At 69.4% G+C, this 25,830-nt stretch carries 23 protein-coding genes; 14 read left to right on the forward strand and 9 right to left on the reverse strand.

Going from position 1 to position 25,830, the window contains the following annotated elements; all coding sequences use genetic code 11:
• Positions 1-15 precede the first annotated feature (15 nt).
• Positions 16-1,362: a 30S ribosomal protein S12 methylthiotransferase RimO gene (gene rimO / locus H9L17_RS03525; RefSeq protein WP_187570980.1), complete on the reverse strand. Its 1,347-nt coding sequence runs from the start codon at positions 1,360-1,362 to the stop codon at positions 16-18.
• Between the two features lie 114 nt (positions 1,363-1,476).
• Between rimO and H9L17_RS03530 the strand changes: the two genes are divergently transcribed.
• Together H9L17_RS03530 and H9L17_RS03535 are read left to right on the forward strand one after the other, a co-directional pair.
• Positions 1,477-2,142, forward strand: coding sequence for a dienelactone hydrolase family protein (locus H9L17_RS03530; protein ID WP_187570981.1), 666 nt, complete (start codon positions 1,477-1,479; stop codon positions 2,140-2,142).
• Positions 2,139-2,546 (forward strand): HIT domain-containing protein, encoded by a 408-nt coding sequence (locus H9L17_RS03535; RefSeq protein ID WP_187570982.1) that lies wholly within the window; start codon positions 2,139-2,141, stop codon positions 2,544-2,546. The genes H9L17_RS03530 and H9L17_RS03535 overlap by 4 nt, the downstream gene beginning before the upstream one ends.
• Before the next feature lie 6 nt (positions 2,547-2,552).
• Here the strand turns inward: H9L17_RS03535 and dcd are convergent, their stop codons facing one another.
• Both dcd and apbC read right to left on the reverse strand, forming a co-directional pair.
• Positions 2,553-3,125, reverse strand: coding sequence for a dCTP deaminase (gene dcd, locus H9L17_RS03540; RefSeq protein ID WP_187570983.1), 573 nt, complete (start codon positions 3,123-3,125; stop codon positions 2,553-2,555).
• Between the two features lie 160 nt (positions 3,126-3,285).
• Entirely contained in the window at positions 3,286-4,134 is an 849-nt protein-coding gene (gene apbC / locus H9L17_RS03545; RefSeq protein WP_187570984.1) for an iron-sulfur cluster carrier protein ApbC, read from the reverse strand.
• A 282-nt stretch (positions 4,135-4,416) separates the two neighbouring features.
• Between apbC and H9L17_RS03550 the strand changes: the two genes are divergently transcribed.
• The 5 genes from H9L17_RS03550 (at position 4,417) to rnfB (ending at position 10,920) form a co-directional block, all read left to right on the forward strand.
• A complete protein-coding gene (locus H9L17_RS03550; protein ID WP_187570985.1) occupies positions 4,417-7,230 on the forward strand; it encodes a TonB-dependent receptor plug domain-containing protein in 2,814 nt (937 codons plus the stop codon).
• 170 nt (positions 7,231-7,400) lie between these two features.
• Positions 7,401-7,832, forward strand: coding sequence for a DUF2147 domain-containing protein (locus H9L17_RS03555; RefSeq protein ID WP_187570986.1), 432 nt, complete (start codon positions 7,401-7,403; stop codon positions 7,830-7,832).
• 96 nt (positions 7,833-7,928) lie between these two features.
• Entirely contained in the window at positions 7,929-10,004 is a 2,076-nt protein-coding gene (gene metG / locus H9L17_RS03560; protein WP_187570987.1) for a methionine--tRNA ligase, read from the forward strand.
• Between the two features lie 40 nt (positions 10,005-10,044).
• On the forward strand, positions 10,045-10,455 hold the full coding sequence (locus tag H9L17_RS03565; RefSeq protein ID WP_187570988.1) for a hemerythrin domain-containing protein: 411 nt from the start codon (positions 10,045-10,047) through the stop codon (positions 10,453-10,455).
• Positions 10,456-10,521: 66 nt separating this feature from the next.
• Positions 10,522-10,920 carry an Rnf electron transport complex subunit RnfB gene (gene rnfB / locus H9L17_RS03570; protein WP_187570989.1) on the forward strand — a complete coding sequence of 133 codons (399 nt, stop codon included), beginning with the start codon at positions 10,522-10,524 and terminating at the stop codon, positions 10,918-10,920.
• A gap of 187 nt (positions 10,921-11,107) precedes the next feature.
• Here the strand turns inward: rnfB and H9L17_RS03575 are convergent, their stop codons facing one another.
• The 6 genes from H9L17_RS03575 to H9L17_RS03600 form a co-directional block, all read right to left on the reverse strand.
• Positions 11,108-12,022 carry a TraB/GumN family protein gene (locus H9L17_RS03575; RefSeq protein WP_187570990.1) on the reverse strand — a complete coding sequence of 305 codons (915 nt, stop codon included), beginning with the start codon at positions 12,020-12,022 and terminating at the stop codon, positions 11,108-11,110.
• Positions 12,022-12,972, reverse strand: coding sequence for a DUF1684 domain-containing protein (locus H9L17_RS03580; RefSeq protein WP_187570991.1), 951 nt, complete (start codon positions 12,970-12,972; stop codon positions 12,022-12,024). The genes H9L17_RS03575 and H9L17_RS03580 overlap by 1 nt, the downstream gene beginning before the upstream one ends.
• Positions 12,951-14,738: a DNA mismatch repair endonuclease MutL gene (gene mutL, locus H9L17_RS03585; protein ID WP_187570992.1), complete on the reverse strand. Its 1,788-nt coding sequence runs from the start codon at positions 14,736-14,738 to the stop codon at positions 12,951-12,953. Before mutL ends, H9L17_RS03580 begins: the two co-directional genes overlap by 22 nt.
• Before the next feature lie 177 nt (positions 14,739-14,915).
• Positions 14,916-16,313 (reverse strand): N-acetylmuramoyl-L-alanine amidase, encoded by a 1,398-nt coding sequence (locus H9L17_RS03590; RefSeq protein WP_246455197.1) that lies wholly within the window; start codon positions 16,311-16,313, stop codon positions 14,916-14,918.
• A gap of 150 nt (positions 16,314-16,463) precedes the next feature.
• Positions 16,464-16,919: a tRNA (adenosine(37)-N6)-threonylcarbamoyltransferase complex ATPase subunit type 1 TsaE gene (gene tsaE / locus H9L17_RS03595; protein WP_187570994.1), complete on the reverse strand. Its 456-nt coding sequence runs from the start codon at positions 16,917-16,919 to the stop codon at positions 16,464-16,466.
• 4 nt (positions 16,920-16,923) lie between these two features.
• Positions 16,924-18,396 carry an NAD(P)H-hydrate dehydratase gene (locus tag H9L17_RS03600; RefSeq protein WP_187570995.1) on the reverse strand — a complete coding sequence of 491 codons (1,473 nt, stop codon included), beginning with the start codon at positions 18,394-18,396 and terminating at the stop codon, positions 16,924-16,926.
• Positions 18,397-18,491: 95 nt separating this feature from the next.
• On the opposite strand from H9L17_RS03600, the gene queG reads away from it, so the two are divergent.
• The 7 genes from queG (at position 18,492) to H9L17_RS03635 (ending at position 25,602) form a co-directional block, all read left to right on the forward strand.
• Positions 18,492-19,544 carry a tRNA epoxyqueuosine(34) reductase QueG gene (gene queG, locus H9L17_RS03605; protein ID WP_187570996.1) on the forward strand — a complete coding sequence of 351 codons (1,053 nt, stop codon included), beginning with the start codon at positions 18,492-18,494 and terminating at the stop codon, positions 19,542-19,544.
• Between the two features lie 36 nt (positions 19,545-19,580).
• On the forward strand, positions 19,581-19,802 hold the full coding sequence (locus tag H9L17_RS03610; protein WP_187570997.1) for an AbrB/MazE/SpoVT family DNA-binding domain-containing protein: 222 nt from the start codon (positions 19,581-19,583) through the stop codon (positions 19,800-19,802).
• 6 nt (positions 19,803-19,808) lie between these two features.
• On the forward strand, positions 19,809-20,237 hold the full coding sequence (locus H9L17_RS03615) for a type II toxin-antitoxin system death-on-curing family toxin (RefSeq protein ID WP_187570998.1): 429 nt from the start codon (positions 19,809-19,811) through the stop codon (positions 20,235-20,237).
• A gap of 16 nt (positions 20,238-20,253) precedes the next feature.
• Positions 20,254-22,515: a DNA topoisomerase IV subunit A gene (parC, locus tag H9L17_RS03620; RefSeq protein WP_187570999.1), complete on the forward strand. Its 2,262-nt coding sequence runs from the start codon at positions 20,254-20,256 to the stop codon at positions 22,513-22,515.
• A gap of 136 nt (positions 22,516-22,651) precedes the next feature.
• Entirely contained in the window at positions 22,652-23,305 is a 654-nt protein-coding gene (locus tag H9L17_RS03625; protein WP_187571000.1) for a thiopurine S-methyltransferase, read from the forward strand.
• A gap of 64 nt (positions 23,306-23,369) precedes the next feature.
• Complete coding sequence (gene hemN / locus H9L17_RS03630) at positions 23,370-24,770, forward strand: oxygen-independent coproporphyrinogen III oxidase (protein ID WP_187571001.1); 1,401 nt, start codon at positions 23,370-23,372, stop codon at positions 24,768-24,770.
• 79 nt (positions 24,771-24,849) lie between these two features.
• Positions 24,850-25,602: a helix-turn-helix domain-containing protein gene (locus H9L17_RS03635; RefSeq protein WP_187571002.1), complete on the forward strand. Its 753-nt coding sequence runs from the start codon at positions 24,850-24,852 to the stop codon at positions 25,600-25,602.
• The last annotated feature ends 228 nt before the right edge of the window (positions 25,603-25,830 follow it).

The following is a 25,830-nucleotide window of genomic DNA, read 5'->3' on the forward strand; positions in this document are numbered from 1 at the left end:
GGGGCTGCGGCGTGATCAGGCCGTGTAGTCGACTTCGCCGTACAGATCGTGTTCGTCGCTGCCCATGATGCGGACGTGGGCGAACTCGCCCGGCACCAGCCCGGCCTCGCGACCGTCCTGCACCTGTACCAGGCCGTCGATCTCCGGCGCGTCGGCCATCGAACGGGCGATGGCGAGGTCGCCGTCGATGGCGTCCACGATCACCTTCTGCACGGTGCCGACCTTGGCCGCAAGGCGCGCCTCGGAAATCGCCGCCTGCCGCTCCATGAAACGGGCGAGGCGCTCCTGCTTCACTTCTTCCGGCACCGGATCGGGCAGGTCGTTGGCCTTGGCGCCGTCCACCGGCGAATAGGCGAACGCGCCGACGCGGTCCAGCTGCGCTTCGTCGAGGAAATCCAGCAGCTCCTCGAACTCCTGCTCGGTCTCGCCGGGGAAGCCGACGATGAAGGTGCTGCGGAGGGTCAGCTCCGGGCAGATCGAACGCCAGCGCTGGACGCGCTCCAGGGTCTTGTCCACCGCGCCGGGGCGCTTCATCAGCTTGAGCACGCGCGGACTGGCGTGCTGGAACGGGATGTCGAGGTACGGCAGCAGCTTGCCGTCGGCCATCAGCGGGATCACGTCGTCCACGTGCGGATACGGGTAGACGTAGTGCAGGCGCGTCCAGACGCCGAGTTCCGACAGGCCCTCGCACAGCGCCTTCATCCGCGTCTCGTACAGGTTGCTGCCCCACAGGCGCGGCGCGTACTTCAGGTCGACGCCGTAGGCGCTGGTGTCCTGCGACACCACCAGCAGTTCCTTGACGCCGCCGCGCACCAGCTTCTCGGCTTCGCGCAGCACGTCGTCCACCGGGCGCGACACCAGGTCGCCGCGCATCGACGGGATGATGCAGAAGCTGCAGCGGTGGTTGCAGCCTTCGGAAATCTTCAGGTAGGCGTAGTGCTTCGGCGTCAACTTGAGGCCGTAGTCCGGCAGCAGATCCACGAACGGATCGTGCTTCGGCGGCAGCGCCGCGTGCACCGCGTCCATCACGCTGGCGTAGTCCTGCGGACCGCTGATCGAGAGCACGCCCGGATGCGCCTCGCGGATCACGTCGGCGCGCTTGCCGAGGCAGCCGGTGACGATGACCTTGCCGTTCTCCGCCATCGCCTCGCCGATGGCGTCCAGCGACTCGGCCACCGCGCTGTCGATGAAGCCGCAGGTATTGACCACCACCACGTCGGCATCGTCGTAGGTCGGCACGAGGTCGTAGCCTTCGACGCGCAGCTGGGTGAGGATGCGCTCGGAATCCACCAGCGCCTTGGGGCAGCCGAGGCTGACAAATCCCACTCTGGGGCTAGCGACTCTGGGTTGTTGCAGGGACATGCCACGGCCACTCGAAAAGGTGCGAGATTATACGTCCCGCGCGGGACGGCCCCCGCCGCCCCGCCAGACCGATGGCGCCGCGCCCCGCTCGCCGCGCGCGCCGAGGAGAATCGCATGGGCGAATGGCAAACCCTCTTCACTCCCTGCGGCGCGGTGCAGGCCTGGCTGGCGCGGCCCGAAGGCGAATCGCGCGGGGCCGTGGTGGTGGTGCAGGAAATCTTCGGCGTCACCGCGCACATCCGCGCCGTCTGCGAGCGGCTGGCCGAGGCGGGCTTCACCGCGCTGGCACCGGCGTTCTTCGACCTGATCGAACCCGGCACGGAACTGGCCTACGACGCCGACGGCACCCGGCGCGGACGCGAGCTGGTGGACAAGCTGGGGCTGGACTGCGCGCTGGACGTGGTGGACGAAGCCGCGCGAACGCTGCGGAACCAGGGGCTGGCGGTGGGCGTGGTCGGCTTCTGCTGGGGCGGCAGCGTCGCCTTCCTCTCCGCCACCCGGCTCGGCCTGCCGGCGGTGAGCTATTACGGCGCGCGCAACGTCGGCTTCCTCGACGAACCCGCGCGCGCGCCGCTGATGTTCCACTTCGGCGGCCTCGACGCGAGCATCCCGCCGGACGCGGTGGAGGCGCACCGCCGAAAGCAGCCGCAGGCGCAGGTCTTCGCCTACGACGATGCCGGCCACGCCTTCAACCGCGATCCCGAACCGCCCTATCAGCCCGAGGCCGCCGCGCTGGCATGGCGGCGTACACTGGCCTTCTTCACGGAGCACCTGCGATGAGCGCCTGGCACCTGGACCCGCGGCTGGCCGACGACACCGCGCCGGTCATCGACCTGAAACTGTGCGAAGTGCGGCTGATGGACGACGCCAACCATCCGTGGCTGGTGCTGGTGCCGCGGGTGGCCGGCGCGGTGGAGATCCTCGACCTGGATGACGCCCAGCGCGCGCAGCTGACGCGGGAAATCGACGCCGCGGCGCGCGCGCTGAAGGCGCTGTTCAAGCCGCACAAGCTCAACGTCGCCGCGCTGGGCAATCTGGTGCCGCAGCTGCACGTGCACGTCATCGCCCGCTACACCGACGACATCGCCTGGCCGCGCCCGGTCTGGGGCGCGGCGAACGCGCGCGCCTACGCGCCGGAAGACCTGGTGGAGCGGGTCGGCGCGCTGCGCGCCGCGCTGGCCTGACCGCGCTTACGTGCGCGGCAGGGTGACCCCGGTCTGGCCCTGGTACTTGCCGCCGCGATCCTTGTAGCTGGTCTCGCAGACGTCGTCGGCATCGGCCTGGAAGAACAGCATCTGCGCGACGCCCTCGTTCGCGTAGATGCGCGCCGGCAGCGGCGTGGTGTTGGAGAACTCCAGGGTGACGTGGCCTTCCCACTCCGGCTCCAGCGGCGTCACGTTGACGATGATCCCGCAGCGCGCGTAGGTGCTCTTGCCGAGGCAGACCACCAGCGTGTCGCGCGGGATGCGGAAGTACTCGACCGTGCGCGCCAGCGCGAAGGAGTTGGGCGGGATGATGCACTCGTCCGCCACCACGTCCACGAAGCTCTTGGGGTCGAAGTGCTTAGGATCGACAATGGTCGAATTGATGTTGGTGAACACCTTGAACTCGCGCGAGCAGCGCACGTCGTAGCCGTAGCTGGAAGTGCCGTAGCTGACGATGCGCTGGCCGTCCACCTGCTTGACCTGGCCGGGCTCGTACGGCTCCAGCATGCCGTGCTGCTCGGCCATGCGGCGGATCCAGCGGTCGCTCTTGATGCTCATGCGGTTTCCTCGGATCGAAAGGTGGCGATTGTAGGGTGTTCCGCTCCTCCCCTTTGCGCACAGCGCAAGGAGAAGCCCGGGAGGGGGTCGCGCCGGGCACGGGAAAAGCACCCCTCCCCAACCCTTCCCTTCGCCAATGGCGAAAGGGAGGGGGCAATCATCAGCCGCCCAGCAGCGAGGCCATGATCCCGGCGCGCACCTTCGGCCGCTTGTCCAGCTCGGCCAGCAGCGCCCGCGCGGCGTCGCGGTATGCCTGCGCGGCGGGCGATTCGGGCTGGGCAATCACGATTGGCGTGCCGGCATCGCCCTGCTCGCGGATGCCGATCTCCAGCGGCAGCGCGCCCAGCTGCGGCACGCCGTACTGCTCGGACATCCGCTTCGCACCGCCCTCACCGAAGATGCGCTCGGCGTGGCCGCAGTTGCCGCAGACGTGCACCGCCATGTTCTCGACCACGCCCAGCACCGGGATGGCGACCTTCTCGAACATCCGCAGCGCCTTGCGCGCGTCCAGCGTGGCGATGTCCTGCGGCGTGGTCACGATCACCGCGCCGGCCACCGGGATCTTCTGCGCCATGGTCAGCTGGATGTCGCCGGTGCCCGGCGGCAGGTCCACCACCAGCACGTCGAGGTCGCCCCAGCGGGTGTCGTTGAGCAGCTGGTTCAGCGCCTGCGTCGCCATCGGCCCGCGCCAGATCATCGGCGCATCCTGATCGACCAGCAGGCCGATCGACATCGCCTCCACCCCATGCGCGCGCATCGGCGTGATGCTCTTGCCGTCCGGGCTGTCGGGCCGGCCGGACAGGCCCAGCATCATCGGCACGCTGGGGCCGTACACGTCGGCGTCGAGGATGCCGACCTTCAGCCCCTCCGCCGCCAGCGCCAGCGCCAGGTTCACCGCGGTGGTGGACTTGCCCACCCCGCCCTTGCCGGAGCCGACGGCGATGACGTTGCGGACGTTGGCGAGCGGTTTCAGCTCGCCCTGGACGGCGTGGGAAGGCAGGCGGGACATGGCGGAATGACGCGTGGGGAGTGCGTCGATTCTAGCGAAGCCGTCCCCGCTTCCCCTTGATTCCCGTCATCCGCGCGATGCAGCCGACCGCCTCTCCGGCGACGCGCGCGCTTCGCACGATCTGCAAAGAGCAGTCAATACAAAACCGCTTCGTGCGTTCAGGGATCGGATGTTAATCGGATGTTAGGTTCCGTTGCCTCCGTGTCCGGAGACGCATGCGCCCCGCATCCGTCGCGCATGTCCACAACAAGATCGAAGAAGAAGACCAAAGGAAGTCCCCCCATGTTCGTATCCCACCGTCGCCCGCTGGCGCTGGCGCTTGCCGCCGCATTGCTGCCCGCCACCGCCTTCGCCCAGTCGCAGGCGCCCGCCGATGCCCCCGCCCAGCAGGCCAAGGAGCTGGACAAGGTCGTCGTCACCGGCTCGCTGATCCCGCAGACCCAGGTCGAAACCTTCGTCCCGGTCACCATCATTTCCGCCGAGGACATCAAGGCCCGCGGCTTCAACAACGTGGCCGAAGTGCTGCAGAAGAGCTCGTTCGCCACCGGCGGCGTGCAGAACAGCCAGAGCTCCGGCGGCTTCACCCAGGGCGCCGACACCCTGAGCCTGTTCGGTCTGTCCGCCAGCTACGTGAAGTACCTGATCGACGGCCGCCCGATGGCCAACTACCCGGCGCTGTACAACGGCTCCGACGTGTTCAACAACATCAGCGGCATCCCGGTCGATCTGGTGGACCGCATCGAGATCCTGCCGGGCGGCCAGTCCTCGCTGTACGGCTCGGACGCCATCGCCGGCGTGGTCAACATCATCCTCAAGAAGAACATCGAAGGCAGCGTGCTGAGCGGCCGCATCGGCGGCTACGAGAAGGGCGGCGGCCAGAGCGGCCGCGTCAGCTTCGCCACCAGCGTCAACGGCGCCGGCGGCCGCTGGAACACCCTGCTGGGCGTGCAGGCCGAGAAGGCCGACCCGGTGTGGGCGTCGCAACGCGACCTGACCCAGCAGTTCAACGTCGATGCCCGCAACGGCGCCGCGCCGGTCGCCAGCCGCGACTGGACGATCCTCGACGTCGAGAACGACTACAGCTACGTGTTCCTCGACCCGGCCAACTGCGCCAACCTCGGCAGCGCCTTCGGCGGCACCGAGGGCAAGCAGAGCCGCGACGGCAAGGGCGACTACTGCGGTTCGCAGTGGACCCCGGGCTACCGCACCCTGAAGAACAGCAAGGAATCGGCGCAGGTCTACGCGCATTCCACCTTTGATCTCAACGACCTCGCCCAGGCCTACGCCGACGTGCTGCTGAACCACGAGAAGGTGGAATACAACAGCGGCTCCGGCTACCTGTGGTGGGGCACCGAAGTGGGCTTCGGCGCCTACTACGACCCGAACCAGGGCAAGCTGCTGAACCTGCAGCGCGCGTTCGCGCCGGAAGAAGTGGGCAACTGGAACGACCACAACGACCAGAACAAGAGCAGCTCCTACTCCGTCACCTTCGGCGTGAACGGCACCCTGAGCGAAGACTCGAACTGGGACTACGACCTCAGCCTGACCCGCACCGAGTACAAGCTGACCGAAATCAGCCAGGCGCTGCTGGCCGACAAGGTGGACACGTACTTCCTGGACCGCGTGCTGGGCGAGCAGCAGGGCTGGGATCCGAACTACGACGCCTACCCGGTGTTCACCCCGGACTACGCCGCGTTCTACACGCTGATGTCGCCGGAAGACTTCGCCGGCATCTCCACCTACGTGCGCTCGCGCAGCCGCACCTACGACAACATGCTGCGCGCGCAGTTCACCAACGGCGCCCTGTTCTCGCTGCCGGGCGGCGACGCCGGCATGGCGGTGGCCGTGGAAGCGGGCACCCAGGGCTGGAGCTACGAGCCCGACGCGCGCCTGACGAACGGCGACATCTGGGGCCTGACCGGCGTCAGCGGCAAGGGCCAGCGTTCGCGCTACGCGCTGACCGGCGAGCTGCGCCTGCCGGTGTGGGAACAGCTGACCGTGTCCGCCTCGGCGCGCTACGACGGCTTCCGCATGGCCGGCACCGAGATTTCCAAGCCGACCTATTCGCTGGGCCTGGAATACCGCCCGTTCGAATCGCTGCTGCTGCGCGGCAAGTACGGCACCGCGTTCAAGGCGCCGACCCTGGCAGACCAGTTCCAGGGCGCCAGCGGCTTCTACGGCAAGGCGGTCGACTACTACAACTGCGCCCTGTTGGGCTTCGATGCCGGCCAGGTGACGAACTGCCCGAGCCAGTACTCCGAGATGCAGTACTTCGGCGAGCAGTCCGGCAACCCGGACCTGAAGCCGATCAACGCCACCGTGTGGAGCTACGGCGTGGTGTGGGCGCCGACCGCGAAGTTCTCGCTCAGCGCCGACTTCCACCACTGGGACATCCGCAACGAAGTGGCGCTGCAGGACGTGGACCAGCTGCTGCGTGACGAGGCCAACTGCCGCCTCGGCAAGCTGCCGGCGGATTCCGGCACCTGCGTCGCGGCGGGCAACCAGATCGTCCGCGACGTCAGCGGCAACGTGGAATCGATCAGCCTGGACAAGGTCAACGTCGCCAAGGAAACGCTGAACGCGGTGACCGTGGACACCAACTACAGCGTGGAGCTGGGCAATTTCGGCCTGCTCAACCTGGCCGGTTCGTGGACGCGCAACCTCAAGCACGAGATCCAGACCTACCCGACCGACCCGGTCCGCGACGCGCTGAGCGACCCGTACTGGAGCACCGACGCCAAGTACAAGGCCAGTGCCTCGGCCAGCTGGAACAAGGATCGCTGGACGACCACGCTGTACGCCAACTACCTCGGCCCGACCCCGAACTACAGCGCCACCCTCGACCCGAAGGGCTACGCGTTCGCCGGCGGCGGCCGCCTAGGTTCGTACACCACGGTCAACGGCAGCGTGAACTTCAACGTCACCAACGACCTGACCGTGTCGCTGATGGTCAACAACATCGCCAACCGCATGCCCGACATGGACACCCGTTCCTATCCGGGCACCAGCGACGAGCCGTACAACAGCTACAACTTCGACGCACTGGGCCGCGCCTACTACATCGAAGCCAAGTGGAGCTTCGGCAAGGGCAAGTGATCCGCCCGCGCCATCGCGACACCCTGGACCCCGCCGCGAGGCGGGGTTCTTTTTTGCCTGAACTCCCGGCACCGGGCCGGGCGGGCGGCACCTTCCATACGCCTTCGGATGGGGTATAAAAGCCCGCAAGGGGCGCGCCGCGTCCCGCTGATCCCCGGGAGGGAACGTACATGCGCAAGATGATCCTGGCGGCGGTGCTGGCCTCGCTTTCGTTCGCGGCCACCGCGCAGCACCACGCCTCGCCGGTCGGCAAGTGGAAGACGCTGGACGACAAGACCGGCAAGGCGATGACCATCTCGGAAATCTACGAGGCCAAGAACGGCACGCTGGCGGCGAAGATCACCGAGAACCTCGGCATGCCGGCCAACTGCGACGAATGCAGCGGCCAGTACAAGGGCAAGCCCTACGTCGGCATCGTCACCCTGTGGAACCTGAAGGCCCAGCCGGACGGCACCTGGGGCGGCGGCAACGGCTACAAGCCGTCGGAAGACCGCAACTTCAACGCCAAGTCGGTCAAGCTGATCGACGGCGGCAAGAAGCTGGAAGTGAAGGGCTGCGTGGCCTTCATCTGCCGCACCGCGACCTGGGTGCGCGCGGACTGACCGCAGGCTTCAGCGATCTCCGAAACCCCGGCCGCGCCGGGGTTTCGTCGTTTTGCGCGTGCGATAATCGCCGATCCCCCTGCAACCCGCCTGCCCATGTCCCGCTCCGCGCTCGTCACCAACGCCCTGCCCTACGCCAACGGCCCGCTGCATCTGGGCCACCTGGTCGGCTACGTCCAGGCCGACATCTGGGTGCGGGCGCGGCGCATGCGCGGCGACACGGTGCACTACGTCTGCGCCGACGACACCCACGGCACGCCGATCATGCTGGCCGCCGAGAAGGCCGGCACCACGCCGGAAGCCTTCATCGCCGCCATCCAGGCCGGGCACGAGCGCGACTTCGCGGCGTTCTTTGTTGCCTTCGACCACTACGACTCCACCAACTCGGCCGCCAACCGCGAGCTGACCGAACGGTTCTACGCGCGCCTCGACGCCGGCGGCCACATCGCCCGCCGCAGCGTCGCCCAGTTCTTTGATCCGGCCAAGGGCATGTTCCTGCCCGACCGCTACATCAAGGGCATCTGCCCGAACTGCGGCGCCGCCGACCAGTACGGCGACAACTGCGAAGTCTGCGGCGCGACCTACTCGCCCACCGAGCTGAAGGAACCGAAGTCGGTGGTGTCCGGGGCGACGCCGGAGCTGCGCGATTCCGAGCACTACTTCTTCGAGGTCGGCCGCTTCGAGGCCTTCCTGCGCGACTGGCTGTCGCGGGACACCATGCTGCCCGGCGTGAAGGCCAAGCTGATGGAGTGGCTGGACGCCGACGGCGGCCTGCGCGCGTGGGACATCTCGCGCGACGCACCCTATTTCGGCTTCGAGATTCCGGGCGCGCCCGGCAAGTACTTCTACGTCTGGCTGGACGCGCCGATCGGCTATCTGTCCAGCTTCAAGAACCTGTGCGCGAAAAGCGGCATCGACTTCGACGCCTTCCTCACGCCGGACAGCGAGGCCGAGCTGCACCACTTCATCGGCAAGGACATCGTCAACTTCCACGGCCTGTTCTGGCCGGCGGTGCTGCACGGCAGCGGCCACCGCGCGCCGACCCGCCTGCACGTCAACGGCTACCTGACCGTCGATGGCGCGAAGATGAGCAAATCGCGCGGCACCTTCATCATGGCGCGCACCTATCTCGACGCCGGCCTCGATCCGGAGGCGTTGCGCTACTACTTCGCCGCGAAGTCCTCCGGCGGCGTGGACGATCTCGACCTCAACCTCGCCGATTTCACCGCGCGGGTGAACAGCGACCTGGTCGGCAAGTTCGTCAACCTCGCCAGCCGCTGCGCCGGCTTCATCGACAAGCGCTTCGGCGGCAGGCTGGCCGATGCGCTGCCCGATCCCGCGCAGTACGACCGCTTCGTGTCCGCGCTGGCCGGCGTGCGCGAGGCCTATGAGCGCAACGATGCCGCCGCCGCGATCCGCCAGACGATGGCGCTGGCCGACGAGGCCAACAAGTACATCGACGACCACAAGCCGTGGGTCATCGCCAAGCAGGAAGGTGCGGACGTGCAGTTGCAGAGCGTGTGCACGCAGGGCCTGAACCTGTTCCGCGTGCTGGCCGCCGCGCTGGCGCCGATCCTGCCGCGCACCAGCGCGCAGGCCGCGGAGTTCCTCGCCGCGCCGGTGAAGGGCTGGGACGACCTCGACGCGCCGCTGCTGGCGCGCGGCATCAACGCCTACGCGCCGCTGTTCACCCGCATCGATCCGAAGCAGATCGAGGCGATGGTGGACGCGTCGAAGGAAACGCTCGCCGCGCCCGCGGCTGCCGCGAAGCAGGCGGAAGCGAAGCCGGTGGAGAAGAAACAGGGCAAGCCCGCCGCCGCGCCGGCCGCCGATACCGGCGGCCACATCGGCATCGACGATTTCGCCAAGCTCGACCTACGCATCGGCAAGGTGCTGGAATGCGGCTTGGTGGAGGGCAGCGACAAGCTGCTGCGCTTCCTGCTCGACGCCGGCGATCTCGGCCAGCGGCAGATCTTCTCCGGCATCCGCGCCAGCTATGCCGAGCCTGAAAAACTCGTCGGCCGCAGCGTGGTGTTCATCGCCAACCTCGCGCCGCGCAAGATGCGCTTCGGCACCAGCGAGGGCATGATCCTGTCCGCCGGGTTCGACGGCGGCGCGCTGGCGCTGCTGGACGCCGACGCCGGCGCGCAGCCCGGGATGCCGGTGCGCTGAACGCGCGCCGGTTCCCCGCGCTTTTCCCGTTGCAGGCTGCATGGACACCAGCAAGATCAGGCGCGATCACGACGCGCTGTTCGCGGGCATCGACGCGCTGCGCGCGCTCATGCGGGTGGGAGTCGCGGAGAACGCCGACGCGATTTCCGGCGAGCTGGGCAAGCTCAGCGCGACGATCCGGCTGCATCTGTCGATCGAGGACCGCATGCTGTATCCGGCGCTGGCCAACGCCGCGGACCTGGACATCGCTGCCGCCGGCAAGCGCTTCCGGCAGGACATGGGCGGCCTGGCCGAGGCCTACCGCGCCTTCGCGACGCACTGGAACGCCGGCGCACGCATCGCCGCCGATCCGGACGGGTTCCGGCGCGAGGCGGACGCCGTCTTCGAGGCACTGCATGCGCGCATCCACCACGAAACCCGCGAACTGCTGCCGCTGGCCGAACAGGTCTGAAGGCGTGCGCGGACGGACGATGCCGCCGGACCGGCGCCCGCATGCCGGTGTCGCGTGGGGAGCGCCATGACCGATCTCGCCGAACGCCTGGACCGCCTGCTGCCGCAGACCCAGTGTGGGCAATGCGGTTTCGACGGCTGCCGCCCCTATGCCGAGGCGATGGCGCGCGGCGAGGCCGGTCCCGACCACTGCCCGCCCGGCGGCGATGCCGGCGCGCGCGCGCTGGCGAAGGCGCTGGGCGTGGCGCCGCGCCCCTTTGACCGCAGCCGCGGCGAACACAAGCCGGCGCAGCTGGCCTTCATCGTCGAGGCCGACTGCATCGGCTGCACCAAGTGCATCCAGGCCTGCCCGGTGGACGCCATCGTCGGCGGCCCGAAGCACATGCACACGGTGCTGGACGCGCTATGCACCGGCTGCGAGCTGTGCGTGCCGGCCTGCCCGGTGGACTGCATCGTGATGCGGTGAGCCGCGTCTTTTCCGCGGGGAACATTGGACGCGGATCGAGGCGGATAGTCGCGGACCGGATCCTGGGATCGGTTTTTCCGCGCTGATGCGCATCGGAGCATCGTCCAGGCTCGAAGCCTGCCGCTGCTCCTACTGCTGAGGCGGGAGCGGCGGCACGAACAGAATGGGCTCGCCCGTCTAAAACGGATCAGTCCGCCGCGCAGGCGTCGCACATGCGCTCGACGGTATAGCCCTTGGCTCGGAGCTGCTCCACCAACCCGTCGCCGCCCAGCAGGTGCAGCGCGCCGACCACCACCAGCGTGTTGTCCTTCTTCGAGTCGGACAGGCGCTTCTCCACCTGCGGCAGCCAGGCCTGGTTGCGCTCCACGTCGAGCAGGCGGTAACTCTCCGGGGTCTTGCGCGCCATTTCCGCGCGCATCTCCGCGTCAAGCTTCGCCACGTCGCCGGCACGCCACCAGGCGTGCATGTCGCCCATCTCGCGGATCGACTTCTGCGGGTCGTCGAGGAACTCCTCCAGGCCCTGCGCCTGCTCGGCGTAGGGCACGGCGTCCATCGCCTTCATCTGGTCTTCCACGGTCTCCAGGCCGGCCGCCGGCTTGCCGGCGTCTTGCGCGCGCTCCATTAGCTTGCGGTCCAGCCCCAGCTCCGGGCGGAAGCCCATCGCCTGGGTGATGCCCAATACCAGCCCCAGGTTCACCGCCCACGGCTCGCTGTGCTCCAGCGCCTGCAGCGACCCGCCGCTGGCGGACACCAGCGTGCCCAGCTTGGCGAGCGTGGGCTTGGGCAGCACCGCGCTCAGGGTCTTGCCGTCTTCATAGGCCATGTACTTCTGCATCGCCGCCACCGATTCCGGCGCGGTCATCGCCGCCGGATCGACCTCGAACAGCAGCGAGGCGCTGTCGTCGAAGGCGCGGTCCACTTCCGCCGGCAGCGGATAGTCGTCGGCTTTCAGCAGATGGAACGAGCCGAGCAGATAGACCGAATTGTCGGCGTCGGACACCTTCCACAGCAGCGGCCGCTTGCCGTCCTGCGCCGGCTGGTCGGCATGGGCGGCGGGGATCAGCAGCGCGCACAGCGCGAGGGCGAGCAATCGCGGTTTCATCAGGTGTCCTTGGCCGGAGCGGCGGGTTTGAGATAGGTCTTTTCGCCCGCTTCCACGCGCAGGTTCAGCCGGTTCTCCGGCGGCGGCAGCGGGCAGGTGGCGAACGGGGTGAACGCGCACGGCGGGTTGTAGGCGCGGTTGAAATCGAGCGTCAGCCGGCCCTGCGCGTCCGGCATCGGCGCGTCGAGGAAGCGGCCGGCACCGTAGCTGCCGTGGCCGCTGGTGCGGTCGGCGAAGATCAGGAACAGGGTGCCCTCGCCTTCGTCCAGCGCTTCCAGCCGGAACGGCGTGCCATTGCGGGTGAACTCGACGACGCCGGGGTTGGGGATCTCGTCGGTGGTGCCGATGATGTTGGCGATGGGCAGCGTCCTGCCGGCCGGATGCGGGATGAAGCGCGCTTGCACCTGCCAGCCGGGTCCGCCGGCCCAATAGTCCAGGCCGGTGAAATGCAGGCGGCTGCCGGCATCGGCGTGCTTGACTCGCAGCGCCAGCCGGCCGCCGCGCGCGATCACGGTCGCCAGCCCCTTGCCCTCGTCGAACGCGATGACGCTGGGGCCGCCCTCGTCGGCATCGCTGCGCAGCACGCCGCCCTTGCTGGGCTCGCCATCGACGGCGACGGCAGCGTCCGCCACGAAGCGGGCCTTGCCGTCGCGCACGCTGAACACGCCGAGGTGCGCCGGCCCCATCATCAGGCGGATGCCGTTGTCGGCGGCGCTGCCGACGCGGTGCGTGCCCGTATCCAGCCAGTGCAGGCCGATCAGGCTGGTCCAGCCGTCGGGCTTGGTCAGTTCGGCCAGCCGCTGGTCGCGCCACGCCTGTTCGGACGCGGCGAACTCGGCGGCGGCCTTCGCCTTCGCGGCCTGCTGCGCCGCGCTGGGTCCGGCGGAACGATCGCAGGCCGCCACCAGCAGGGCCGCGGCCAGCAGCGTCAGCGTCCGCGCAGGAACCATTTGTCCATCTCCGCCAGCGAAAAGCGCGTCCAGGTGGGACGGCCGTGGTTGCATTGCCCGGAGCGCTCGGTGGCTTCCATCTCGCGCAGCAGGGCGTTCATTTCGGGGATGCTCAGGCGGCGGTTGGCGCGCACCGCGCCGTGGCAGGCCATGGTCGCCAGCAGTTCGTCGCGGGTGTCGGCGATGCGGCGGGTGCTGCCGTGTTCGCGCAGGTCGGCCAGCACGTCGCGCAGCAGCGCTTCCACGTCGCCGTGCGCCAGCAGCGCCGGCACGCTGCGCAGCAGCAGCGACTGCGGGCCGCTGCGCTGCACTTCGAAGCCGAGCTGCGCCAGCGTGTCGGTCTCGCGCTCGGCCACTTCCGCCTCGCGCTCGGAGACGGCGAGGCTGGACGGCACCAGCAGCGGCTGCGTGCGCAGGCCGGCGCCGTCGTGCGCGGCCTTGAGTTTTTCGTAGCCGATGCGCTCGTGCGCGGCGTGCATGTCCACCACGATCAGGCCGTCGGCGTTCTCGGCGAGGATGTAGATGCCGTGCAGCTGTGCGACCGCGAAGCCCAGCGGCGGCATGCCGCCGGGCGCATCGTCCGGCATCGGCATCGCGGGTGCCGGCTGCATCGGCGCAGACCCGTCGCGCGGCGCGTACAGCGCGGCGTAGGCGGCGGGCGCATCGGCGACGCGCAGGCCCATCGCCTGCTGCTGCGGCGCCGGCGGCATCGACCAGCGCGGCGCATCGGCGGAGACGTGCATCGGCGGCGTGGGTGCGGCGATGCTGCCGGCGCGGGTTTCCGCCAATGCTGCATGCAAAGTGCGGTAGACGAAGTCGTGGACGAGGCGCGACTCGCGGAAGCGCACCTCGTGCTTGGCAGGATGCACGTTCACGTCCACGCCGCGCGGGTCGAGTTCGAGGAACAGCACATAGGCCGGATGGCGGCCGTGGAACAGCACGTCGCTGTATGCCTGCCGCACCGCGTGGGCGACGTTGCGGTCGCGCACGCTGCGGCCGTTGACGTAGAGGTATTGCTGGTCGGCGCTGGCACGGTTGTAGGCCGGCTGCGCGATCCAGCCGTGCAGGCGCATGCCCGCGCCCGCGTGGTCCACGCGCAGCGCGTTGCGCGCGAACTCCTCGCCCAATGCTTCGTGCAGGCGCACGTCGGACAAGAGATTGCCCTCGCCCTTCCAGCGCCGCGACGGCTTGCCGTTGTGGCTGACCCGGATCTCCACGTCGGGCCGCGCCAGCGCCAGCGTGCGCAACCATTCCTCGATGTGCGACAACTCGGTGCGCTCGGCGCGCAAGAACTTGCGCCGCGCCGGCACGTTGAAGAACAGGTCGCGCACCTCCACCGTGGTGCCGTGCGGATGCGCGTTCGGCGCGACCTCGCCGAGCTTGCCACCGTCGATGCGCAACTCCGCGCCGTGTTCGGCGTCGCGCCGGCGCGAGGCAAGGCGGAAGCGGCTGACCGAAGCCACCGACGGCAGCGCTTCGCCTCGGAACCCCAGCGTCGCCACTGCCTCAAGATCGTCGATGGAAGCAATCTTGCTGGTGGCGTGGCGGCTGACCGCCAGCGGCAGTTCGTCGGACGCGATGCCGCCGCCGTCGTCGCGGATGCGGATCAGGCGCACGCCGCCTTCTTCCAGGTCGATGTCGATGCGCTTCGCGCCGGCGTCCAGCGCGTTTTCGACCAGTTCCTTGACGACGGACGCGGGGCGTTCGACGACTTCGCCGGCGGCGATCTGGTTGATGAGGGTGTCGGGGAGTTGGCGGATGCTCACGCCGGGATTCTAAGACACCGCCGAACAAGTCCCGTCATTCCCGCGAAAGCGGGCCGCTTCTCACGGCACAGGCCGTGTGTCCAAGGACGTTCAACACGTTTGAAAAGCGAAAGTCCCTGGATTGGACAGACATTCGTCTGTCAGTAGCGGCCCGCTTTCGCGGGAATGACGACGAAGTTACGGACTGCCGCCCGCGCCGCCGATGCCCGTCATGCCGGCGGGCGCCTGCGTGACCTGCGCGGACTGGTTGGCCTGCGCGCGCGCGGCGTACAGCGTGCCGGGCGGCGGCTGGCGGGCGAAGTAGCGGTCGACGCCGTCTAGGATCGCGCTCGCCAACGTGCGCTGGAACGCCGGGTCGGTCAGCCGCTTCTCTTCGTCGGGATTGGAGATGAAGGCGGTCTCCACCAGCATCGCCGGCATCTTGTCGGAGGTGCGCAGCACCGCGAAGTTGGCGCGCTCCACGTCCGGCTTGTGGTTGTTGCCGACCCGCTTGAGGCCGCCCAGCACGTGCTCGGCGGCGTCTTCCGACGCCTTCATGTTGCCGCTCTGGGTGAGGTCGAGCAGCACCGAGGTGAGGGTGTTGTCGGCGGCGCGGACGCGCTCGCCACCGATCACGTCGGCCGCGTTTTCCTTGTCCGCCAGCCAGCGCGCGCGCTGCGAGGAGGCGCCGCGGGTCGAAAGCACGTACACCGACGAGCCGCGCGCGCCGCGGTTCTCGGCGGCGTCGGCGTGGATCGACAGGAAGATGTCGGCCTTGTTGGCGCTGGCGCGGCGGGCGCGCAGGTTGAGCGGGATGAACACGTCGCTGTCGCGGGTCAGGTAGGCCTTCAATCCCGGCGTGGCATTGATCTGCCGCGCCAGTTCGCGGGCGATGGCGAGCGTGACGTCCTTCTCGCGCGTGCCGTTCAGGCCGTGCGCGCCCGGGTCCTGCCCGCCGTGGCCGGCGTCGATCGCCACCACCAGCGGGCGCATGCCGGACTGCATCGGCAGCCGGGGCGGCGGTGGAAGCGGCGCGGGCTGAAGCGTATCGGACGCAGGCGACGGCGCGGGTGCAGGCGAGCGCGTGGACGCATCGGTGCCGGCCACCGCGGGCATCGGCTGGCTGGCGATCTGCGCGATGGGATCGGACGCGGGCGGAAGCGCGGAGGCGGATTCCGGCTTCGCGGCCTCCTGCTTCGCCGGCACGGACGGCACTGCCGCCGTCATCCTCGGCGCACGGTCGCCGGGCCATTCCAGCACCAGCGTGTAGCCGGTGCCGGCGGTTTCGATGGTGGTGGGGATCGCCTTCACCGCGCCGGCCAGGTCGAACACCACCCGCACCGTGCCCGGCACCGGCTGGCCGGTGCGCACCGCCTTCACCATGCCGGCGGCCGCGGGCATCGCCAGGCCGCGCGCCAGCTGGCTGTCGGGGAAGTCCACCGCCAGCCGCTCCGGGTTGGAGAGCGGGATCAGCTTGTAGGCGCCGGCCTTGTCGAGCTGCAGTTCGGCGCGCGTGCCGGTGGCCCCGGTTTCGATGCGCAACTGCCTGATTTCCGAGGCATTCGCCAGATTCCAGCAAAGCGCCGCCAGCAGCATGGCTGCCAGCAGGATCTGCTCGATGTGGATTCCCCTCAGGCGCATGGCCGGGAGTTAAGCACTTGCGAACCCGGTGCGCAAGCACTTTTCCCTGAATAATCCGTGACCTGCGCGATCTTTCTCGATCAGCGCGCAGCTTCTGGCCGCAACTCAACCGGTTCGCAGCGCCTCCGCCCAGGCCCGTCCCGCCGCCGTTTGCGGGCGCAGGACGCAGCAGCGGCCGTCGCCGTCCACCGCCAGTTCGATGTCCAGATCGGCCGGCGGCAACGCGCCCTGTCCGCGCTCCGGCCATTCCACCAGCCACAGCCGGGCCTCGGCCGGATCCAGCCCGAGGAACTCCAGTTCGCCCGGATTGCCGATGCGGTACAGGTCCAGGTGCAGGGCCAGCCCGCCGGCGGGCAGCAGGTACTGCTCGACCAGGGTGTAGGTGGGGCTGCGGATGGTGCCGGTCACGCCCAGCGCGCGCAGCAGCGCGCGCGCCAAGGTGGATTTGCCGGCGCCGAGGTCGCCGTGCAGGTGGACAACGGCGCGCTCGGGCAGGGTCTGCGCCAGCCGCGCGCCCAGCGCTTCGGTGGCGGCGGCGTCGGAAAGGAGGAGATCGGACATCCGCCTATCGTCGCACCGGATTGGCCAGCCTGCGCAGCCACGGCAGCAGGTCGGAGGGCAGCAGGCCGCGCTCGCCGTCCTCGCGCGCGGCGGCGTCGCCGGCCGCCGCGTGCAGCAGCGCACCGACCACCGCCGCGTCATGGGCGTCGAAGCCCTGCCCGCGCAGCGACACGACCACGCCGGTCAGCAGGTCGCCCATGCCGCCGGTGCCCATGCCGGGATTGCCGGCGCAGATCACCGCCGGCGCGGCGTCCTCGGATTGCACGATGCTGCCCGCGCCCTTCAGCACCACCGCGCAGCCTAGCCGCGCATGCAGCGCGGCGGCGGCGGCGAAGCGGTCGCGCTGCACCTCGGCGGTGGCGCAGCCGAGCAGGCGCGCGGCCTCGCCCGGATGCGGCGTCACAATGTCGCCGGCGCGCAGCGACGCACCGGAGGCGGCCAGCAGGTTGAGCGCGTCGGCATCCAGCACACGCGGTTTGCCGCAGGCCAGCGCGGCATCGAACATCGCGCGACCCCATTCGCCCTGACCCAGTCCGGGCCCGATCGCGACGACATCCACGCGCTCCAGTAGTGGCGCAAGTTCCGCCGTGCCCTCGACCGCATGCACCATCGCCTCCGGGCAGCGCGCCAGCAGCGCCGGCACGTGCGCCGCGCGGGTCGCCACGCTGACCAGTCCCGCGCCGCTGCGCAGCGCCGCCTGCGCGGCCAGCAGGATCGCGCCGCCGCTGCCGGCATCACCGCCGATGCACAACACGTGGCCGTTGCGACCCTTGTGGCTGTCGCGCGGACGCAGCGGGAAGAGCACGGGCAAGGCATCGGCGCGATAGGCCAGCGCGGCCGGCGCGATGCCGTCGAACACGGTTGCGGGAAGCTCCAGCGTCGCCAGCTCCAGTTCACCGCAGCGGTCCAGCGCCGCGCCGGTGCGCAGCCCGCGATGGCGGGCGAGGAATTGCAGCGTGCAGTCGGCATCCACCGCCGCGCCCGGCGCACTGCCGCTGTTCGCGTCGATACCGCTGGGCACGTCCAGCGCCAGCACCGGCGCGCGGTGCGCGTTGACGGCGGCGATCAGCGCGGCGGCGTCCGCGTCCGGCGCACGCGACAGGCCGATGCCGAACAGCGCGTCGACGATCAGGTTGCAATCGCCCAGCGTGTCATCGATCACGCCGCCGATGGCCAGATAGTCCGCACAGGCGCGCTGCGCTAGCGCGCTCGCGGGTTTTGCCAGGCGCAGCACGCGCACGTCGCGCCCGGCCTCGCGCGCATGCCGCGCCAGCACGTAGCCGTCGCCGCCGTTGTTGCCCGGCCCGCACACCACCGCGATCCGCATCGCCTGCGGCCAGTGCTTCAGCGCGCAGCGCCACGCCGCCTGCCCGGCGCGGGCCATCAGCGCGAACGCGTCGCCGTCGCAATGCGCGGTGCCGCGCGCTTCCAGCATGCGCAGCGCGGCGGGATCGAACAGCGGCAGTGGAGCGTGCATGCGGCGATTCCAGGCTGATTCGCTGCGGCCATCGTACCCGCGAAGCGTCCATCGCCGAACTGCCGGCATGGAGGCGACGCCTATACTTCCGCGCCATGGAGACCCCCGACCACGCCTCGCTCGCCGACCGCATCCGCGCGCTGGCGCGCGAGGCCGGCTTCCAGCGCGTGGGGATTTCCGGCATCGACCTGCGCGAGGACGAAACCCACCTGCTCGACTGGCTCGGGCAGGGCCTGTACGGCTCGATGGAGTGGATGGCCCGACACGGCGCGATGCGCGCGCGTCCGGCGGAGCTGCTGCCGGGTACGGTGCGGGTGATCTCCGTCGGTCTGGACTACGGCAAGGACCCGGACGCCGCGTGGGAGAACCTGCGCGACGGCGAGCGCGCCTACGTCGCCCGCTATGCGCTGGGCCGCGACTACCACAAACTGATGCGCAACCGCCTGCAACGGCTGGCCGAAGCCGTGCAGACGGAGATCGGCCCGTTCGGCCACCGCGCCTTCACCGACTCCGCGCCGGTGCTGGAACGCGCGCTGGCGCGCAACGCCGGCCTGGGCTGGATCGGCAAGCACACCTGCCTGATCGACCGCGACGGCGGCAGCTGGTTCTTCCTCGGCGAACTCTTTGTCGACATCCCGCTGCCCATCGATCCGCCGGCCAGCGCACACTGCGGCACCTGCACGCGCTGCATCGACATCTGCCCGACGCAGGCCATCGTCGCGCCATACAGGATGGACGCGCGCCGCTGCATTTCCTATCTCACCATCGAACACGACGGCAGCATCGACGAGGAACTGCGCCCGCTGATCGGCAACCGCATCTTCGGCTGCGACGACTGCCAGCTGGTCTGCCCGTGGAACAAGTTCGCCAGGCGCGCGGACGAGCCCGACTTCCGCGTTCGCAACGACCTCGACAAGGCCACGCTGGTGGAACTGTTCGCCTGGGAGGAGGACGAGTTCCTGCGCCGCAGCGAGGGCAGCGCGATCCGCCGCAGCGGGCACGAGCGCTGGCTGCGCAACATCGCGATCGCACTCGGCAACGCGCCGACCACGCCGGAGGCGCTGGCCGCGCTGGCGAGCCGCCGCGACCATCCATCAAAGGTGGTGCGCGAGCACGTGGAATGGGCGCTGCGCCGGCACCGAAAGTGATAACATCGGTTATAACTTTCCGCCCGAAGCATGCCCATGAAGCTCAAGATCACCGCCATCGGCAATTCCGCCGGGGTCATCCTGCCCAAGGAGCTGCTGGCCCGCCTGCACCTGGACAAGGGCGACGCGCTGTACGCGCTGGAGACTCCGGACGGCATCCGCCTGACCGCCTACGACCCGCAGCTGGCCGCGCAGATGGACGTGGCCGAGCAGGTGATGCGCGAGGATCGCCTGGTGCTGCGCAAGCTGGCGCAATAAGCCGCCATGATCGTATGGATCGGGAAGGCGCTGGCGCTGGCCATCCACGAGCGCCAGCTGGCCGAACACGGCGGCGGCAGCGGCGTGCGCGACGAGGGCATGCTGGATTCGGCGCTGGCCCGTCCGCAACAGCGCCACGCCTATGGCGAGCCGCCGCCCGACCTGGCGGATCTGGCCGCCGCACTGGCGTTCGGACTGGCGCGCAACCACCCGTTCGTCGATGGCAACAAGCGCACTGCGCACGTCTGCTATCGCGTGTTCATCGCCCTCAACGACGGCGAACTGATGGCCGGCGAGGAAGACAAGTACATCGCCATGCTGCAACTGGCCGAAGGCAGCCTCGACGAAGCCGGCTTCGCCGCCTGGCTGCGCCCGCGCATCCAGACCCGGCCGGCGGGCAAGGTGCAGGAACCCGGAGCGGCCTACCCGCGCTAAACCTTAGAATGGACGGATGACCGACGACCTCATCCGCTCCACCTTCCACGGCTTCGAACAGATCCCCCTGCGCGAATACGCCGAGCGCGCCTACCTCGACTACTCGATGTACGTGGTGCTCGACCGCGCCCTGCCCTTCATCGGCGACGGTCTGAAACCGGTCCAGCGCCGCATCGTCTACGCAATGAGCGAGCTGGGCTTGAACGCCGCGTCCAAGCCGAAGAAATCCGCCCGCACCGTGGGCGACGTGATCGGCAAGTTCCACCCGCACGGCGACTCCGCCTGCTACGAGGCGCTGGTGCTGATGGCGCAGCCGTTCTCGTACCGCTATCCGCTGATCGAGGGCCAGGGCAACTTCGGCTCCAGCGACGATCCCAAGTCGTTCGCGGCGATGCGCTACACCGAATCCAAGCTCTCGCCGATCGCCGAGGTGCTGCTGGGCGAACTGGGCCAGGGCACGGCCGACTGGACGCCGAACTTCGACGGCACGCTGGAGGAGCCGACCTGGCTGCCGGCGCGGCTGCCGCACCTGCTGCTCAACGGCACCACCGGCATTGCGGTCGGTATGGCGACCGACGTGCCGCCGCACAACCTGGGCGAGATCGTCAGCGCCTGCGTGCGCCTGCTGGACGATCCGGACGCGACCGTGCGCGACCTGTGCGAGCACGTGCGCGGCCCGGACTATTCGACCGCCGCCGAGATCATCACGCCCGCCGCCGACCTGCTGGCGATGTACGAGACCGGCACCGGCAGCGTGCGCGCCCGCGCGGTGTTCGTGAAGGAACGTGCCAACAAGGAGCAGGGCAACATCGTCATCACCGAACTGCCGCATCAGGTGTCGCCGTCGAAGGTGATCGAGCAGATCGCCAACCAGATGCGCGCCAAGAAGCTTCCGTGGCTGGAAGACATCCGCGACGAATCCGACCACGCCAACCCCACCCGCATCGTGCTGGTGCCGCGCAGCAACCGAGTGGACGTCGAACAGCTGATGGGCCACCTGTTCGCCACCACCGACCTGGAGAAGAGCTACCGGGTCAACATGAACGTAATCGGTCTGGACGGCCGCCCGCAGGTCAAGAACCTGAGGATGCTGCTGGGCGAATGGCTGACGTTCCGGCAGGACACCGTCACGCGCCGGCTCAACCATCGCCTCGAAAAGGTCGAGCGCCGCCTGCACCTGCTGGAAGGCCTGCTGGTCGCCTTCCTCAACCTGGACGAAGTCATCCGCATCATCCGCACCGAGGACGAGCCGAAGGCCGTGCTGATGGCGCGCTTCCAGCTGTCCGAGGACCAGGCCGACTACATCCTCGACACCAAGCTGAAGCAGCTCGCGCGGCTGGAGGAAATGAAGATCCGCGGCGAGCAGGACGAGCTGGCCACCGAGCGCGAACGCATCGCCGCGATCCTCGCCAGCAAGGCCAAGCTGAAGAAGCTGGTCAAGGACGAACTGCTGGCCGACGCCAGGAAGTTCGGCGATGCGCGCCGCAGCCCGCTGGTCGCGCGCCAGGCCGCGCAGGCGCTGGACGAAACCGAGCTGGTGGCGAGCGAGCCGATGACTGTGGTGCTCAGCGAAAAGGGCTGGGTGCGCGCCGCCAAGGGCCACGACATCGACGCCGCCGCGCTGTCCTACCGCGAGGGCGACGGCCTGCTGGCGGCCGCACGCGCGCGCAGCACCCAGCAGGTGGCCTTCCTCGATTCGGCGGGCCGCAGCTATTCGACCGCCGTGCACACGCTGCCCAGCGCGCGCGGCAACGGCGAGCCGCTGACCGGCCGCTTCGCGCCTGCGCCGGGCGAGACCTTCCAGGCGCTGGCCAGCGGCGACTTTGATACCCGCTTCGTGATCGCCTCCAGCCACGGCTACGGCTTCGTCACCCGCTTCGAGAACCTGACCAGCCGCAACAAGGCCGGCAAGGCGCTGCTCTCGCTGTCGGAAGGCGGGCGCGTGCTGCATCCGGCGATGGCGGCCGACGTCGCGACCGACCGCATCGTCGCGGTCACCAGCGCCGGCCACGTGCTGGCGTTCCCGCTGTCCGAGCTGCCGGAACTCGACAAGGGCAAGGGCAACAAGATCATCGAGATCCCGAAGGCCAAGCGCGGCACCGAGCACGTGGTGGCGATCGCGGTGGTGCCGGCCGCGGGCAAGCTGCTGGTGAAGTCCGGCAGTCGCACGATGACGCTGTCGTTCAAGGAGCTGGATCCCTACGTCGGCGCGCGCGGCGCGCGCGGCGGGCTGTTGCCGCGCGGCTGGCAGAAGGTGGACGCGCTGGCGGTGGAGTGATTTCTCCTCCCCTTTCGCGCAGCGAAGGGGGAGGCCGGGAGGGGGTGCCTTTCGGGCCAAAGTGAAAAGCACCCCTCCCCAGCCCTCCCCTTCGCCTACGGCGAAAGGGAGGGAGCAAAAACACGGAGGCAATCGCATGCAACCCGATTTCTGGCACCAGCGCTGGCAGGACAACCGGATCGGCTTCCACCAGGACACGCCCACGCCGCTGTTGCAGAAACACTGGCCGGCGCTGGGCATGCCGGCGGGTGCGAAGGTGTTCGTGCCGCTGGCCGGCAAATCGCTGGACATGCTCTGGTTGGCGCAGCAGGGCCACCCGGTGCTGGGCGTGGAGCTGTCGCAGCTCGCCGTCGAACGGCTCTTCGCCGAACACGGCCTGCAACCCGACATCGCAACCACCCGCTACGGCACGCACTACCGCGCCGGCAACATCGAACTGATCTGCGGCGACGCCTTCGCGCTGGACGAGGCGATCCTCGCCGACTGCGCCGCCGTGTTCGATCGCGCCGCGCTGATCGCGCTGCCATCCGACCTCCGCCAGCGCTACGTCCGCGAGCTTCACGCGCGTCTTCCCGCCGGCTGCCGCGGCCTGCTCATCACCCTGGAATATCCGCAGGACGAACGCGCCGGCCCGCCATTCAGCGTGCCGGAGGACGAAGTCCGCGCCCTGTACGGCGGCGACTGGGACATCGAGTTGCTCGAGCGCCGCCCGATCCCGCGCGATCACGCCGGTTACGTCGACGGCGTTTCGCGCCTGGACACGGCGGTGTATGGTCTGAGCCGGACCTGAGCCCCATCGCCATCGGTTGACCAGGATCAATTCGCAACCACCCGCCCCTGCCTAAGCTGCGCCCATGCATTCCCAGCTCATCGCCTTCGATGCCGGCCTGCTGCGCCGCTACGACCGGCCCGGCCCGCGCTACACCTCGTACCCGACCGCGCCCCAGTTCAACGCGGAATTCGGCGAGGCGGCGCTGCGCGAGGTCGTGCAGGCCAGCAACGAGGAGCCGATCCCGCGCCGGCTGTCGCTGTACGTGCACGTGCCGTTCTGCTTCAGCCCCTGCTTCTACTGCGGCTGCAACCGCATCATCACCCGCGACCTGGCGCGCGGCGAGGCCTACCTGGCGCGGCTGCAGCGCGAGATCGCACTGATCGCGCCGCTGTTCGACCGCGACCGCGAGGTGATCCAGCTGCACTTCGGCGGCGGCACCCCGAACTTCCTCTCGCCCGCGCAGCTGGGCGACGTGGTGGACACGCTGCGTCGGCAGTTCCATTTCGCCGAGGCCGGCGACCGCGACATTTCCATCGAGATCGACCCGCGCTTCTGCGAGCCGGCCTGGCTGCCGGAGCTGGCGAAGATCGGCTTCAACCGCGTCAGCCTGGGCGTGCAGGACTTCGACCCGAAGGTGCAGGAAGCGGTCAACCGCATCCAGAGCGTCGAGGAGACCCGTGCGGTGGTCGAGGCCAGCCGCCAGGCCGGGCTGCGCTCGGTCAACATCGACCTGATCTACGGCCTGCCGGGGCAGAACCTGGAAGGCTTCGGCAGGACGCTCGACATCGTCACCGAGATCCGCCCGGACCGGCTGGCGGTGTACAGCTACGCGCACATGCCGCACCTGTTCAAGCCGCAGAAGCAGATCGACGAGGCGCTGCTGCTGGACGGCGAGGCGAAGCTCGCGCTGTTGCAGCTGGCGGTGGAGAAACTCACCGCCGCCGGCTACGTCTACATCGGCATGGACCACTTCGCCCTGCCCGACGACGACCTCGCCCAGGCGCAGCAGCGCGGCGGCCTGCACCGCAACTTCATGGGCTACACCACCCACGCCGACAGCGATCTGATCGGCCTGGGCGTGTCCGCGATCAGCCACATCGGCAACAGCTTCAGCCAGAACCCGCGCGACCTGCCCTCGTGGGAGGCCGCCATCGACGCCGGCAAGCTACCGGTGTTCCGCGGCATGACCCTGAGCGAGGACGACGAGCTGCGCGCCGACCTGATCCAGTCGCTGATGTGCCAGGGCGAAGTGCCGATGGCCGCGCTGGAGCGCCGCTACGGGATCAGCTTCAACGAGTATTTCGCGGCCGAGCTGGAACGCCTGCGTCCGCTGGCCGAGGACGGCCTGATCCGGCTCCTGCCCGGCCGCATCGAAGCGACGTCGCACGGACGCCTGCTATTGCGTAACATTGCCATGTGCTTCGACCAATACTTGGCCCCGCCCGCTCCCGACGCCCGGCCGCGCTTCTCGCGCGCGATCTGACCTGTCTCCCGAAACGATCGCTCCGGGCCGCGCCGCCGTCGCGGCTCCCGGGCGGCACGCACCCGCGCCGGTGGCAGCCATGAGCAACCTGCCGTTTCCTCGCCTGAGCCCGCAGGTTCTGTCCGACGACGGCGACGAACTGCAGTTCTGCACCACCTGCGCGTTCTCCCACGCCTGCCTGTCGCAGGGCATGGACAAGAACGCGCTGAAGGAACTGCACGTGCTGGTCGAGCACGTCGGCCCGTTCCACGCCGGCGACTACCTGTTCCGCGAGGGCGACCCGTTCGAGGCCATCGCCGCCGTCCGCGCCGGTTCGGTCAAGACCTGCGTCACCGACCGCGACGGCCACGAACACGTGCTGGGCTTCCACTTCCCCGGCGAGGTGATCGGCCTGAACGCCATCGACGGCCACCGCTACCCGTGCGACGCGATCGCGCTGGACACCGTGATGCTGTGCCGGTTCTCGTTCCCGAAGATCTCGGTGCTGGCGACCCGCGTGCCCGGCATCCAGCGCGAGCTGTTCCGCCTGCTCAGCCGCGACATCGGCCGCGCCGCCCTGCTGGCGGGCGACTGGAGCGCCGACCAGCGCGTCGCCGCGTTCCTGGTCGGGATGTCGCGCCGCCTGTCCGCACGCGGCTTCTCGTCCACCCGCTTCCAGCTGACGATGGCGCGCACCGACATCGCCAACTACCTGCGGCTGGCGCCGGAAACCGTGAGCCGCGTGCTGCGGCGGATGCAGGACGAAGGCGTGCTGGCGGTGGACCGCCGCGAAGTCGAACTGCTCGCCCCGGACCGCCTCGAGGCGATGGCCGCGCCGATCCTGCGCGAGTGAAGCCTTCGGCGACGCCCCGGTTGTCCGCGCCGTTCGTTTGACGCGGATCAACCGGAAGCCGATTCGATTCGCGCGCTCCGCTTCGCGTTTTCCGCGCTGATCCGCATCCGGATTTCCGGCGGCATTCGCCGCGCCGCCCGCCACAGCGCCATTCCGCTGCGCCGTTCGCGACATCGCAACGCGAACGCCTCGCTGCGCCGCGGAGGCGGGCCGATGCCTTTCCCGCGC

This window comes from Thermomonas brevis (assembly GCF_014395425.1).
Taxonomy (GTDB): Bacteria; Pseudomonadota; Gammaproteobacteria; order Xanthomonadales; family Xanthomonadaceae; genus Thermomonas; species Thermomonas brevis.

Coding starts and splice junctions, on each gene's coding strand:
- H9L17_RS03530 (WP_187570981.1), top strand. CDS start 1,477: ATGGGCGAATGGCAAACCCTCTTCACTCCCTGCGGCGCGGTGCAGGCC.
- H9L17_RS03625 (WP_187571000.1), top strand. CDS start 22,652: ATGCAACCCGATTTCTGGCACCAGCGCTGGCAGGACAACCGGATCGGC.
- rimO (WP_187570980.1), bottom strand. CDS start 1,362: ATGTCCCTGCAACAACCCAGAGTCGCTAGCCCCAGAGTGGGATTTGTC.
- H9L17_RS03590 (WP_246455197.1), bottom strand. CDS start 16,313: ATGCTGCTGGCGGCGCTTTGCTGGAATCTGGCGAATGCCTCGGAAATC.
- H9L17_RS03580 (WP_187570991.1), bottom strand. CDS start 12,972: ATGGTTCCTGCGCGGACGCTGACGCTGCTGGCCGCGGCCCTGCTGGTG.
- H9L17_RS03610 (WP_187570997.1), top strand. CDS start 19,581: ATGAAGCTCAAGATCACCGCCATCGGCAATTCCGCCGGGGTCATCCTG.
- H9L17_RS03575 (WP_187570990.1), bottom strand. CDS start 12,022: ATGAAACCGCGATTGCTCGCCCTCGCGCTGTGCGCGCTGCTGATCCCC.
- H9L17_RS03600 (WP_187570995.1), bottom strand. CDS start 18,396: ATGCACGCTCCACTGCCGCTGTTCGATCCCGCCGCGCTGCGCATGCTG.
- queG (WP_187570996.1), top strand. CDS start 18,492: ATGGAGACCCCCGACCACGCCTCGCTCGCCGACCGCATCCGCGCGCTG.
- H9L17_RS03535 (WP_187570982.1), top strand. CDS start 2,139: ATGAGCGCCTGGCACCTGGACCCGCGGCTGGCCGACGACACCGCGCCG.
- apbC (WP_187570984.1), bottom strand. CDS start 4,134: ATGTCCCGCCTGCCTTCCCACGCCGTCCAGGGCGAGCTGAAACCGCTC.
- metG (WP_187570987.1), top strand. CDS start 7,929: ATGTCCCGCTCCGCGCTCGTCACCAACGCCCTGCCCTACGCCAACGGC.
- dcd (WP_187570983.1), bottom strand. CDS start 3,125: ATGAGCATCAAGAGCGACCGCTGGATCCGCCGCATGGCCGAGCAGCAC.
- H9L17_RS03635 (WP_187571002.1), top strand. CDS start 24,850: ATGAGCAACCTGCCGTTTCCTCGCCTGAGCCCGCAGGTTCTGTCCGAC.
- parC (WP_187570999.1), top strand. CDS start 20,254: ATGACCGACGACCTCATCCGCTCCACCTTCCACGGCTTCGAACAGATC.
- H9L17_RS03565 (WP_187570988.1), top strand. CDS start 10,045: ATGGACACCAGCAAGATCAGGCGCGATCACGACGCGCTGTTCGCGGGC.
- H9L17_RS03615 (WP_187570998.1), top strand. CDS start 19,809: ATGATCGTATGGATCGGGAAGGCGCTGGCGCTGGCCATCCACGAGCGC.
- H9L17_RS03550 (WP_187570985.1), top strand. CDS start 4,417: ATGTTCGTATCCCACCGTCGCCCGCTGGCGCTGGCGCTTGCCGCCGCA.
- rnfB (WP_187570989.1), top strand. CDS start 10,522: ATGACCGATCTCGCCGAACGCCTGGACCGCCTGCTGCCGCAGACCCAG.
- hemN (WP_187571001.1), top strand. CDS start 23,370: ATGCATTCCCAGCTCATCGCCTTCGATGCCGGCCTGCTGCGCCGCTAC.
- tsaE (WP_187570994.1), bottom strand. CDS start 16,919: ATGTCCGATCTCCTCCTTTCCGACGCCGCCGCCACCGAAGCGCTGGGC.
- H9L17_RS03555 (WP_187570986.1), top strand. CDS start 7,401: ATGCGCAAGATGATCCTGGCGGCGGTGCTGGCCTCGCTTTCGTTCGCG.